Origin of the sequence: Nocardia vinacea (genome assembly GCF_035920345.1) — a bacterium.
Classification (GTDB): domain Bacteria; phylum Actinomycetota; class Actinomycetes; order Mycobacteriales; family Mycobacteriaceae; genus Nocardia; species Nocardia vinacea_A.
Genome location: NZ_CP109149.1, coordinates 4583078 through 4595418 on the forward strand (window position 1 = coordinate 4583078; position 12341 = coordinate 4595418).

11 protein-coding genes and 1 pseudogene are annotated in these 12341 nt (G+C 64.0%); 8 read left to right on the forward strand and 4 right to left on the reverse strand.

What is annotated here, in order from left to right; genetic code table 11:
- Position 1: 1 nt before the first annotated feature.
- A pseudogene (locus OIE68_RS21015) lies at positions 2–1286 on the reverse strand (FtsK/SpoIIIE domain-containing protein); the annotation flags it as partial.
- 489 nt (positions 1287–1775) lie between these two features.
- On the opposite strand from OIE68_RS21015, the gene OIE68_RS21020 reads away from it, so the two are divergent.
- From OIE68_RS21020 to OIE68_RS21035, 4 genes are all read left to right on the forward strand, one after another.
- Positions 1776–2723 carry a TAXI family TRAP transporter solute-binding subunit gene (locus OIE68_RS21020; protein ID WP_327101058.1) on the forward strand — a complete coding sequence of 316 codons (948 nt, stop codon included), beginning with the start codon at positions 1776–1778 and terminating at the stop codon, positions 2721–2723.
- A gap of 612 nt (positions 2724–3335) precedes the next feature.
- On the forward strand, positions 3336–3995 hold the full coding sequence (locus OIE68_RS21025) for a response regulator transcription factor (RefSeq protein ID WP_327101744.1): 660 nt from the start codon (positions 3336–3338) through the stop codon (positions 3993–3995).
- Between the two features lie 12 nt (positions 3996–4007).
- Positions 4008–5432 carry a HAMP domain-containing sensor histidine kinase gene (locus tag OIE68_RS21030; protein WP_327101059.1) on the forward strand — a complete coding sequence of 475 codons (1425 nt, stop codon included), beginning with the start codon at positions 4008–4010 and terminating at the stop codon, positions 5430–5432.
- A gap of 635 nt (positions 5433–6067) precedes the next feature.
- Positions 6068–6511, forward strand: coding sequence for a hypothetical protein (locus tag OIE68_RS21035; protein WP_327101060.1), 444 nt, complete (start codon positions 6068–6070; stop codon positions 6509–6511).
- Positions 6512–6780: 269 nt separating this feature from the next.
- Here the strand turns inward: OIE68_RS21035 and OIE68_RS21040 are convergent, their stop codons facing one another.
- Positions 6781–6915 (reverse strand): hypothetical protein, encoded by a 135-nt coding sequence (locus OIE68_RS21040; RefSeq protein ID WP_327101061.1) that lies wholly within the window; start codon positions 6913–6915, stop codon positions 6781–6783.
- Between the two features lie 13 nt (positions 6916–6928).
- On the reverse strand, positions 6929–7495 hold the full coding sequence (locus OIE68_RS21045) for a hypothetical protein (RefSeq protein ID WP_327101062.1): 567 nt from the start codon (positions 7493–7495) through the stop codon (positions 6929–6931).
- A gap of 240 nt (positions 7496–7735) precedes the next feature.
- Between OIE68_RS21045 and OIE68_RS21050 the strand changes: the two genes are divergently transcribed.
- The 4 genes from OIE68_RS21050 (at position 7736) to OIE68_RS21065 (ending at position 11700) form a co-directional block, all read left to right on the forward strand.
- A complete protein-coding gene (locus tag OIE68_RS21050) occupies positions 7736–8038 on the forward strand; it encodes an enoyl-CoA hydratase-related protein (RefSeq protein ID WP_327101063.1) in 303 nt (100 codons plus the stop codon).
- A 12-nt stretch (positions 8039–8050) separates the two neighbouring features.
- On the forward strand, positions 8051–10228 hold the full coding sequence (locus OIE68_RS21055) for an acetate--CoA ligase family protein (protein WP_327101064.1): 2178 nt from the start codon (positions 8051–8053) through the stop codon (positions 10226–10228).
- On the forward strand, positions 10225–11025 hold the full coding sequence (locus OIE68_RS21060; protein WP_327101065.1) for a crotonase/enoyl-CoA hydratase family protein: 801 nt from the start codon (positions 10225–10227) through the stop codon (positions 11023–11025). The genes OIE68_RS21055 and OIE68_RS21060 overlap by 4 nt, the downstream gene beginning before the upstream one ends.
- A 78-nt stretch (positions 11026–11103) precedes the next feature.
- Positions 11104–11700, forward strand: a complete 597-nt coding sequence (locus OIE68_RS21065; protein ID WP_327101066.1) for a DUF4126 domain-containing protein — start codon at positions 11104–11106, stop codon at positions 11698–11700.
- Here OIE68_RS21065 and OIE68_RS21070 read toward each other — a convergent pair.
- On the reverse strand, positions 11697–12332 hold the full coding sequence (locus OIE68_RS21070) for a class I SAM-dependent methyltransferase (protein WP_327101067.1): 636 nt from the start codon (positions 12330–12332) through the stop codon (positions 11697–11699). The genes OIE68_RS21065 and OIE68_RS21070 overlap by 4 nt on opposite strands.
- Between the last annotated feature and the right edge of the window lie 9 nt (positions 12333–12341).

The window sequence follows — 12341 nt, forward strand, 5'->3', positions numbered from 1 at the left end:
CTTCCAGACCGAGGAAGGTGGCACCGCCCTTGAAGTCTACGAGCACCAGATTCACCAGATCCGGCGAGTGCGTGGCAACAAGCGAAAGTACCAGTGTGCGGAGGAATTCCGACTTACCGGATCCGGTTGCACCGATGCACAGGCCGTGCGGGCCCATACCGCTCTCGGCGGATACCTTGATGTCGATTTCGACCGGCGTGCCGTCGGGGGTGACGCCGATCGGCACGCGCAGCCGCTCCCTGTCGTTGCGTGGGCGCCACACCACCATCGGGTCGATCTGCGCGGCGTCGGAAATCCGCAGCAGGGCCATGAGGCCCGGATCGGTGCGGGTTTCGTCGCCGAGGCTCATCATCTGGGCAGCGGTCGCGATGCGATACCGCGCCAGATCCCGAGCCAAGGCCGCGGCTTCGGCACCGGTCACCGCATCCGCGGTGGCGAACCCCCGCCGCGGATTTCGCGGCGACCATGCCGCCATCGACCACGAGTTGCAGGCCGCGGCGCACGGCGAGACCGGTCTGCGGTGCGGTGAGGTCGAGCACTGTCACCGAGTCGGGGCCCGCGTCGCTCACGATCCGTTCGGAACCGCTGACATATCCGTCGTCGATGACGACGAGCAGGCGGATCCGGCCCGGAGTCGGCTGAGCGTTGCGTGTGAACCGGCCGCACTCGAGTAGCTCGGCCGCCATCGAGGTCTCCAACTCGGCCAGCGATTGGTAGACCATCCGCGCCTTACCCATCCCGTCCCGAGCCACCGCATGCTGTACATGCGGAAGCCACTTCGCCCACGACCACGCGGGAGCATCGGGATCGGCACAAATGATCGCCACCGCCACGGGCCTGCGCTCCCACATCCGTCTGCCGCCGACGACCGACTGTAGATCGGCGGGTTCCGGATGGCTCCACAATAGGGCGGCCAGCTGTCCCTGCCCGGTCTTGCGCACATCGCGGCGCATCTGCTCCAGATAGCGGAAGTAGTCCTTGCGTTCCTCGTTGAGTTCGGCCGCCCGCTGCCCTCCGCCGCCGGTCCGATATCCCGCCATCATGCAGACCATCGACATCAGCATCATCACTGGGAACATCAACATGTACGGATTGGCCAGCAGGTTGCGGCCCATCATGGCCATCATGCCGATGACGGCGACCACCATAACGAGTGGCATCAGTTTGACCAGCATGCCCGCCGGTATCTGCCGCGGAATCTCCGGCGGCGCGGAGAGTGCGACCTCGCCGCCCGCCGCGCGCGGCGGGGGAATCCGTGGTCGGCGGACAAAGCCTTCGGTAGCCATTGGTATGTAATCCGGGTAGCGACTCAGCAACCGCGCGGGTTGCTCGCCGATCCAGTCCCCGAGATGAGACCGGCACAGGCAAATTCCCGGATTTCATACATTTCGTCAACGGCAGCCGACCCGGCTCGTGCCACGAGAACTCCCTTTCGAAGACCAACTGCAAACTGATCACAGCAGCAGTTGGTAACTATTAGATAACAAAACATCCCGATGCGGGCAATCGACCGACTTCTTACACTCTGTTGAGATTTGCCGAGTGCGACATTCCGAACGTCACGACACATAAAGCAGGCATGTCTCCGACACAGCACGACGCCACCACAACCAACCAGCCCGGCGACACTGGACACCACCGACCTGCACATGCCGGCTGTTGACATGCCCCTGCCGACGAGTTGGAATGACCTGCACTGTGTGAAGGGGCGACCCGGCGGCAACCGTTGTCCGCCGCATCACCCTGCGGGACCGAGATAGTCAGGAGCGCGATCGATGTCTGACAGCGCTCGTGATTGTCGGCGCGGCGGAGACGGCCGCGCGATGCTCAGCCGTCGGTCGCTTTTCGCGCTCACCGCGGTGTTCGCGGTATCCGGCTGCGGGGATGACCCGCCGACGGTCCGCCTCGGCGCCGCGCGGGTCGGCGGCCTGTTCTACGAGATCGCCGAGTTGCTCGCCGCCGCGGCCGCCGAGGCGGGCACGGTTCGGATCGAGCCGGTTGCCACGGCCGGATCCCAGATGAACCTTGATCGGCTCGCGCGCGGCGAGATCGATATCGCGCTCTCCCTTGCGGATACGGCACACGCCCGGGCTACCGACGCGCTCGCGATCGGTCGATTGTACGAGGCGTATCTGTATCTGGCCGTACGTCCCGACAGCCCGATCCAGCGGGTCGAAGACCTGCGCGGAATGCGCGTCGATCTGGGTGTTGCCGGCTCCGGCGCGACGCTGACCGCCGAACGAATGCTCCGGACAGCGGGCCTCGACCCGGCCTTCGACATGACGATCAGCAACCGACAGTTGTCCGATGCGGCACCGAAGCTGTACGCGGGCGAGGTGGACGCGATCCTTTGGGGCGGTGGCGTGCCGACACCCGGCGCCGATATCCCAGCGCGCATGCGATTGATCGGTACCGGCGATCTGGCCGCCGCGATGACCGAGCGGTACGGCTACGCATACGACCGCATGATCATCCCCGAGAACGCCTATCCCGGCAGTCCCGCCGTGGGCACCGTCGGCGTTCCCAACCTACTACTGGCTTCCCCGCGGCTCGCCTATTCCGCGGTGTCGGCGGTTACCGAGCTGCTGCTGCGCTATGCCGACCGCGTGGTACCCGAGCAAGCGCTGGGCATCCATTTCCTGGATCGACGCTGGCTGGCGGGAACCGGCAACATTCCGATGCATCCCGCCGCGATGGAAACCCTGCGCGACTGGCACGGCTGACCGAATCCAGGCTTTCACGTCGACCTCGACGAATGCTCTGAATATTCATTGGAATGCACGGGGGGCGGATTATTCGACTATCCGTTCCCACGCCACACTATTAGAGCAAGTGGCAATTCCACCAAATTATTGCAAACAATCCATTGGAGCAATCGATATCCCGGCGAGCGGGCGGGGGTCCACGACGATCACCGAAGCGGAAGGGCTGCAGCGACCGTCGCGCAGGGGGCTCGCCGGTCTATCGGAGACACCATCAGGTGCCGAGATCAATTGTCGCACAACATAAATATCCCCACAATGATCGAAGGTCAAGACAATGTAAAGTATTCAAATACAGGTTGCGGGGACGTGAGAACCCAAATATGTATTAACAATGTCCGCGACATTACCGCACGGTGGCGCATGCACTGCCGTCGACTCGTCCCACCCGCACGCCGGGTCCGGGCAGTTGGCGAGTACGGCGCAGCCGTCCACCGTGCCGACCTCCGGCGCACTGCAGTCGGATCGGAGAAACCCGTGAAATGCGGAGATTCGGCCCCGGCAAGTAAAGACAAAACAATCACTTTGCCCGACGGCCAACATCCCGATCCCGCCATGGGGGATGATCTGCATGTGCGACTAGCAGTAGTGGAAGACGATGACGAGGTCGGGGACGCTCTGGTGGAGGTCCTTACCGACCACGGGTTCGTCGCTGAACGCAAGACCCGAGGCGCGGACATCCTGCTCGGCCACCGTCAGTTCGACGCGGTCATCCTCGATCTCGGACTGCCGGACGGTGACGGCCTGCATGTGCTGCGCCAATTGCGGGAGGTGAGCACGGTGCCCGTCGTGATACTGACCGCTCGCGACGACGAGCGCACCGTGGTACGAGGCCTGCGCAACGGCGCCGACGACTACATCGTCAAGCCACCGCGCATCCCTGAGTTGGTCGCCCGGCTCGAGGCTGTAACCCGCCGCGCCAGCACCGCCATCGGCCAAGAGTCGGCGGTGATCGTGACCGACGACGTCCGAGTAGATCTGGCCGCACGGGAGGTCGAAGTCGGCGGCGAGCTGGTTGTCCTGACCCAGAAGGAATTCGACCTTGTCGAAACGCTCGTCGAGCGGCCGGGTTCCGCGGTCAGCCGGGAAGCTCTGATGGACAAGGTCTGGGGCGACGCCTTTATGGCCGTGTCGCGTTCGCTGGATGTGCACATCTCGACGCTGCGCCAAAAGCTCGGCAAGCCAGGCCTTATCACGACCATCCGCGGCTACGGCTATCGCTGGGGCAAGTGACGGGCTGACGACTTGCGACGACGGCTGCTGGTAGCGCTGCTGCTCTTCGCCGCGCTCGCGGTCAACGCGCTCGCGGTTCCCTTGGCGGCGAGCGTATCCACCTCCCGAACCCAACAGCTGTGGCTGAGCCGGTACGTCTACGCGGGATGGTTCGCGGAGCTCACCAAAGATGCCTTCGCGACCGGCAACCGCGAGGCACTGGTCGAGGAGATGGAACGATACCGAACGCTCTACGGCGAAAGCGTGCTCGTGGTCGACGCCGGCGGCGCCGAGTATGCCAATACCGGTATCGATACCCGTGACGCCACGGTGCTCGACACGCTCACCACGGTCCGTAGCAACCGGCAGGCGACCCAGCCGCCACACCGGTTACGCACCTGGGATCCGGACACGATAATTGTCGGTGCCCCGGTCGGCAGCGGCATCCACGTCGACGGTGCGGTGGTCATCGAGGCCTCGACGGTGCGCGCCAAAGCGGAGATCGCCGACTATTGGGCACTGATCGCGGTCGGCGCGTCGACCGCACTGGCGGTGTTCACCGGGCTGGCCTTGGCGCTGAGCCGATGGGTACTACGGCCGCTGGCCCAACTGTCGGATTCGCTCGCCACACTCACCGAGACATTGCCGAAACCGGCACCCAGCGACGACCCGCCCACATCGATCGCCCGGCATTATGGCGGTCCACCCGAGGTTCGCGAACTCGCGCAGTCCTTCGACGCCATGGCGACCGCGGTCTCGGATTCTGTCCAATCACAACGGCAATTGGTGGCCGACACGGCCCACGCCATCCGCAATCCACTGGCCGCACTCGCCATCAGATTGCAGGCATTGGAGCGAGTAATACCGGAGCAGGCGCACAACTCATTCCGCCGCGCCAGCTCCCAGGTCGACCGACTCACCGCGATACTCGACGGACTACTGAAACTGACCGTAGCCGAGACGCCGGTCGGATTCGATCCGGCCCAATCCGATTCGCATTGGCCCGACCAGTGCAATGTGGCGCAGGTTGTCACCGACCGCATCGAAGAGTGGCAAGTCGCCTTCGACGACGCGCATATGACGCTATCGACCATCCCGTCGGAACCGGTGATCGAAGCGGCCGTGCCCGCCGATGCGCTCGAGCAGATCCTGGATATCACCCTGAGCAATTCGTGCCGCTATGCGGGGGCCGGGGCGAATACCGAAGTGCGCATCCAAGGCGGGCAGACGTGGATCACCATTTCAGTAATCGATAACGGCATCGGCGTCTCCGAGAACGAGCTCGACAAGCTGACCACCCGGTTCTACCGCGGTGCATCGGCGGCAACGGGCGGATCCGGGTTGGGCCTGCCGATCGCGCTGGCGCTGGCACAGCGGTTCCAGGGTGAAATTCTGATCGGTTCGGCGGATCCACACGGATTGCATGTGGCAGTGCGGTTGCCTGTGGTGAAAAAGTAGCGCGAGGTCGCCGCTCGGTCCGAACGGCACGGATCGACATTTGGCAAATAGAGCGCGGGTGGCGTGTCCGATCATCGCTTGCTCATGAGATCGCCGACAATATCCGACCTTCGCAGAAAGCGAAATTCCTCCCAAAGTATACGCGGAGGAGAATGTCGCCAACCCGGATTGCACCGTATCGTCGGATAAAACGCAGGTAACTTACCCGAGAAGAGATCATTGCGCCCGGTTGGCGTCTCGATCTGCAGCTCAGCCTCGAGATCAAGCCCGATATCACATTCCTGAGCCTGGACAGCATCGCGCTGACCACCGACAACGATACGAACCGCAGCATTCTGACCGGAAGCAGGCTCTGAGACAAAGCGCTCGATATGCCCCGGACGCCCGCATGGTGCGCGCTTCGAACCACCCCGCAACGAGGTTCGAAGCGCGCACCAACCATGCGAGCCAGTCAATCGATACACGATGCGACAATCGTACGTCTAACAGATCTGCGGATCCGTGCCGAAATTTGAGCATCACTTGAGGTTGCCGCTGATATTTGATTATTTCTTTGGATTTTCGAAAGCCATCGGATACCGCTTGCCGTATATGATCGGCGAACCGAGAACAATGAATCAGAAGGGTCCAAATCCGTGCGTAGCACTGTTATCACCATCGCCACTATCATCGTCGGCCTCGGAGCACTTTCCGGTTGTGCCGGCAAGGATTCGTCATCGGCGTCATCGTCATCGTCATCGCATGCATCGGCCAGTGACAATTCGTCCGCCACCGAGTATTGCGCAGCGGTCGAGAACATGGGCGACCTCAGCGCACAGTCGTCCTCGGACGACCTGGTCGCCAAGTCCAGGAAAATCGCCGAGATCGCGCCGGCCGATATCAAGGCGGACTGGGAGACATTCGCAGATGCCCAAGAAGCCTCCATAGCTGCCCTGAATACCAAGCTCGATACCTCCGACCCGTCGAAGTCGCTGGCGGAAATGCAAAGCAAAATGGGCTCCCTCGAGGAGAATTCGACCAGGATGATGACTGCCGCGCAGAACATCGGAACCCATATCGAGACGACCTGCGGGAAATAACTGAAGCAGAAATCTGCGGGAGCCGATCCGGCCTGTTCAATCGCGCCGATCGGTCAGACAGGCGCCGAATTCGCGGAGCATCCGCTCGTCCTGTTGCAGCGATGCCCGCGCTTCATGATCGCTGACCTGCGCACCTCCGCGACCAGCGCCTGGACAAGCGAAGTGAACGCCGTCATCGAGCGCAGCACCGAGGCACTGGCCGCGTCGACGTTGAACACCTGATACGCGCAGTGCATGCCAGCGGCGACGCCGGATGTCGGTCATTGCGATCACGTGCGGGCCGAGCGAGTACGCCCACTGCGCACCGCATCGACCGGGTAGCGGTGATTCGAAATGGCCACAAAGCGGTCTCCGGGACGTACCCGACGCAGATCGTCGGTCAGTGCTCCGGCGGTCGCGGTCACGAGGGCAACATCCTTACGCACCATCCCCAGCAAGTACGCGGGCGTATGACACTTGCACAAACCCATGACATGCACGCCCGGCGCGTCGGCCACCGCCGCACCGCCGCATTCCAGGCCTGGTCGTCGATGCGCGCGAAGGTCCCGTGCGATATTCGCCTGATCGAACACCAGCGTTCGCTCCAGCCGGCCACCCTCCGCTCCGGAAAGACGCTCGAGGATTGTAAAGCGGCGCAGCAACTGTGCCTGCTCCCGCAGCCGCTCCCGATATAGCCGCGTCAAGCCCGGATACCCCTTCAGCCCCAAGGGCGTTGGCGAACCGTACGACAGTCGCGTCGTTGACCTCGACCGGCGCCGCCAATTCCGAGACCGTCATGAATGCCACTGCCTCCGGGTCCACGATGACCCGCTCGGACAGCCGCTTGTGCGACAGCGACAGCGACAGCGACAGCGACAGCGACAGCGACAGCGACAGCGACAGCGACAGCGACAGCGACAGCGACAGCGAATCATGACGTAATCGCAGTTCGGCGAGCAATTCATCGAAGATCCGCAGCCCCTCGATCGTCGGTTGTGCACCCATCCGGCAATCCTGCCTCGCGGCGATTCCAGCGGACCACACCCGACTGTTCGAATGAAAATTTGCATACGGGCAATATTCTGCAAAACTAGTTGCACACAAGCCTCAAGACTGTTGCCTACAGCACACGACCAACCGAGCATGTCTGGACCTAGTCGATGACCACCACACCTGCCGCTGACTCAACCCCTTCGATGCTCCGCAATCCGGCCCGCTCCCACCACGCTGATCTCGCTGCGCGGCGTGACCAGAGCTTTTGGCAAGGTCACGGTGCTGCGTCGTCGCCCTCGATATCGGGTGCTCGCGTACGCCTGCGTTCCCGCCGATCAACTGATGGATACCGCTACGACGCTCGCCGCCACACTGGCCGGTAAAGCGCCGCTGGCGCTCGCGCGGATGAAATCCGCACTGGCTCGCGCCGATTCGCTCGAGGCGGCGTTCACCTCCGAACCACAAGAGTTGCTCGCGCTCATGGGCACCAGCGACTGGGCAGAGGGACTGGCCGCCTTCGCGGAACGGCGCGCACCCGTCTTCCACAGAAAGTAGGAACACCACACCGTGACACACCGACCAACGACACCACTGGCCGGAATCTCCGAACGCAGTGCGCTGCATCGGCTGCTCGATCCGCGCTCCATCGCGATCATCGGCGCATCGACCAACCCTGCCAAGCGCGGCTACCAGGCGATCAGAGCGCTACGCGACTCCGGATACGCACACCCCATCTATCCGGTCAATCCAACCGCGACCAAGATCCTCGGTGTGGACGTGGTCGCGAGCATCGACCACTTGCCGTACGGCGTCGATATCGCACTGATCGCCCTGGCGGCCGCGGCAGTGCCGCGGGTGCTGCGCGAGTGCGGTGCCGCGGGAATACCTGGTGCGGTCGTGCTGGCCAACGGTTTTCGCGAAATCGGTCCGGCCGGCGCGCAGCTCGATGCCGAACTGCTGTCGGCGATCGCCGACAGCGGAGTGCGGGTGATCGGCCCGAACACCTCTGGTGTATTCAATGTGGAAACCGGTGCGAATTTGGTCGGATTGCCCGGTGTCCCCAACGGGCCGATCAGCGTCATCACGCAGAGCGGGAACATGCTCCTGTCCCTGGTCAACGACAACCGTGCGGTGCGCGGACCCGGCTTCCACTCCTACGTCGGTCTCGGCAACCAGGCCGATGTCCGCTATGACGAATGTGTAACCGAGCTCGCCGCGCAATCCGGCACCGGGGCGATGGCCATCCACAGTGAAGGCTTTGTCGACGGACGCGCCTTCCTGGTCGCCGCCGCCGACGCCGCGACCAGGAAGCCGCTTGTGCTGTTGCGTGGCGGACGGTCGGCGATCGGCGGCAGAACCGCCATGTCGCACACGGGGTCGATCGCGGGCTCCGACGCGGTGGCCACCGCAGTGCTCCGGCAAGCGGGGGTGGAGTTGGTGCATCGCAGCGACGAACTCGCCGTCGTGGCAGGCGCATTGGCAACTACCGCATCAGTGCGGCCGGGCAGGCGAGTCGCCATTCTCAGCGACGGTGGCGGTCATGCGACTTTGGCCGCCGACGCAATGACCGCACGTGGCATCGAGCTCGCCGAGTTGTCCGAGTCGACCCAGGCCGCACTCCGGGTGTTACTCGGCCCGACGGCCTCGGTGGTCGATCCCGTCGACGTCGCCGGTGCCACCGATGCGGATCCGAGCATATTCGCCGATGCGGTCGAGATACTCATGAAAGACCCCGCAGTCGGCCTTGTCCTGATCGTCGGCCTGTTCGGCGGCTATCACCTGCGCTTCGACCGCAGCTTCGAATCCGTCGAGAACGACACCGCGACGGAATTGTTGGCCTTGAGCGCGGAATACGACACGCCACTACTGGTCCAGAGTTGCTACGCGAATGACAAGATCCGTAATCACGATCGGCTACGCGCCGGCGGCGTACCGGTCGTCGCATCAGTCGACCACGCGGTCCGGATCGCGGAGGCACTGGATCGACGCCGGGTTCGGCGATCCACGGCGCACCGGCGCACATCGTTCGTTTTGCCAGCCCCTGCCAAACCGGTGGCCACGCACCCCGGGGCCCTGGACGAGCCGAAGGCACGCGCGCTCCTCGAAGCAACCGGAATCGATACCGGCGCATGGACATTCGCCACGACGATAGATGACGTGACGGCGGCAGTGACCGAATTCGCCTGCGCATGTGCGGTGAAAGTCGTCTGCTCGCAGGTAGTCCACAAGTCCGATGTCGGCGGCGTCCGTCTCGACGTCGTTGCCGCGACGGCCGCGGCGAACGCGCAACGCATCATCGACACAGTTACCGCGCGAGTACCTGACGCCCGGATCGACGGAATGGTCGTCACCCCGATGGCCGAGCGCGGTGTGGAATTGCTCGTCGGTGCCACCCGAGATCCGATCTTCGGTCCGATCGTCGCCTTCGGCACCGGCGGCGTGCTGGTCGATGCCCTCGAGGACGTCGCCTTCCGCGCCGCGCCACTGACCGAACTCGAAGCGCACGAGATGATTTCCGAAACCCGCGCGGCGCGGCTGCTCGACGGATACCGCCACCTGCCGGTCGTCGACCGGAACGCACTTGCCGAGTTCCTGGTTCGGGTCGGTGATGTCGTCGCCGCGCATCCGGAGATCACGGAATTGGACCTCAATCCGGTCATTGCCACAGGTAATAGCCTGGTGCCAGTGGACGTTCGGATAGTCATCGGGCCGACAGTCCCCGTTCCGATGGAGAGGAATTCATGAGTGACCCCGTCCTGATCGAGCGCACCGGCGATATCGTCGTCTGGACACTCAACAACCCCGAAGCACGTAACCCGATATCCGAATCCGACGTCATCGAGGCACTCGAAGACGCCGTCCATGCGGTCAACCGAGACTCAACTGTCCGTGTGGCAATTCTGACCGGAGCCGGGACGGCGTTCTCCTCCGGCGGGAATATCAAGCACATGCGCGACCGCGCGGGCATGTTCGGTGGGGCGCCGGCCGAACTACGTCAGAGTTACCGGCACGGCATTCAACGGATACCGAAAGCCCTGTACCACTGCGAGATTCCGACCGTCGCCGCGGTGAACGGGCCCGCGATCGGCGCCGGATGCGACCTCGCCTTGATGTGCGATATGCGGATCGCGGCAAGCACCGCCACTTTCGCCGAAAGCTTCGTCAAGGTCGGCCTCATTCCCGGCGATGGCGGCGCATGGCTACTCCCCCGTGCGATCGGCATGGCACGAGCCAGCGAGATGGCATTCACCGGTGCGGCGATCGATGCGGCTACGGCACTGGCGTGGGGGATGGTTTCCACCGTCGTGCCGACCGGCCGACTCCTCGAGACCGCACACGAACTGGCAGGACGGGTGGCGGCCAACCCACCGGATGTCCTGCGGATGACCAAAAAGCTACTGCGCGAAGGTCAACAGCAGAGCCTGGACAGCCTGCTCGAGCTCTCGGCCGCCATGCAGGCCATCGCCCATCAGACCGACGATCATCACGAGGCGGTCGCCGCCATGCTCGAGCGCCGCGCCCCCAGGTTCACCGGTCGGTGACGCTTAGATGCCGCATATGTCTGGTCAGCATCCCCCCGCAGAGGGCACTGGAGATCTCTTTCACCATACGATGGCCCGATGTCAGCACTGCCCCTGATCTTCACCGCGGGCTGGGCGAGCGGGGTCAATGCCTATGCGGTGGTCCTGCTGCTCGGCATCTTCGGCGTGACCGGTCTGTCCGATGAGGTGCCGGAAGCACTGCAGCGCACCGATGTGCTGATCGCGGCCGGTGTGTTGTTCCTCATCGAGGCCGTCGCGGATAAGGTCCCCTATCTCGACAGCTTCTGGGATGCGGTGCACACCATCGTGCGCCCGGCATCGGGTGCGGTTGTCGCGGCACTGCTCGCAGGCCAGGATGGTTCGCTTCCCCAGCTCGCGGCCGGTGCGGTCGGCGGAACCACCGCCCTGGCAAGCCATCTCGTGAAGGCCGGAACGCGGATGGCGATCAACACCTCGCCGGAGCCCGCGAGCAATATCGTCATGAGTCTCGTCGAGGATCTGACCGTCGGCGGCATCGTCACCATCGCGATCTTTCACCCGGTCGTGGCGGCCGTCTGCGCGGGCACACTGCTGGTGATCGGCTTGATCCTGGTTTATCTGCTGGCGAGTCGAATCCGCCGCTACCGCATTCGCCGCAGACAACGGCGCGAGGCCAAACAGGCGGCGGCCGTCTAGGCGGGTTTGCGCCACACCAACGAGTAGCGCCAGAAGACCAGCCGCCGCACCCGCGCACCGGGCAGAACCGCCGCGACCCGCGCCCGCACCTGCCGCGTCGTCAGCGGCGGATCGAGCACAACCGGCATGGCATCATGCGTCTCCTCAACCGCGTACCAACTCCCCCGGCCACGCGCCCGAAGAATCCGAAACACCATCCCGAGCACCCGATGCCCGATGGCCGCCACCAACTCGACGGGCAATTCCCGACGGAGATCGCGCCGCGGCAATGCCACAGCAGCGATCACACCACCCGGCCGCACTGCCCGCGCCAACGCCGGCAGCACCTCATCGAGCGGCATATGGTGCAACGTGCTGATCGACACGATCGCGTCATGGGCGCCCTCTGCCAGCGGCTCGGTCAGCACATCCCCGAGGATGCACCGGACATTGTCCGGCGTCGCCTGCTTCGCGGCATCGATCATCACCGGCGACCGGTCGATTGCATCAACGTGCTCGACCCGCCGCGCAAGTTCCCCCGCGAATGCCCCGGCCCCACAACCGACGTCCAATACCCGAGTACACGGGTTAGGCAGTTGCCGCATGAGAAACCGCTGGTAATAGGCGTTGTGACTCCAATTGAGCTTGCTCATCGAGAACAC

Bases quoted from the DNA above. Each gene is read 5' to 3' on its own strand.
- OIE68_RS21020 (WP_327101058.1), top strand. From the start codon at position 1,776: ATGTCTGACAGCGCTCGTGATTGTCGGCGCGGCGGAGACGGCCGCGCG.
- OIE68_RS21045 (WP_327101062.1), bottom strand. From the start codon at position 7,495: ATGGGTGCACAACCGACGATCGAGGGGCTGCGGATCTTCGATGAATTG.
- OIE68_RS21060 (WP_327101065.1), top strand. From the start codon at position 10,225: ATGAGTGACCCCGTCCTGATCGAGCGCACCGGCGATATCGTCGTCTGG.
- OIE68_RS21065 (WP_327101066.1), top strand. From the start codon at position 11,104: ATGTCAGCACTGCCCCTGATCTTCACCGCGGGCTGGGCGAGCGGGGTC.
- OIE68_RS21070 (WP_327101067.1), bottom strand. From the start codon at position 12,332: ATGAGCAAGCTCAATTGGAGTCACAACGCCTATTACCAGCGGTTTCTC.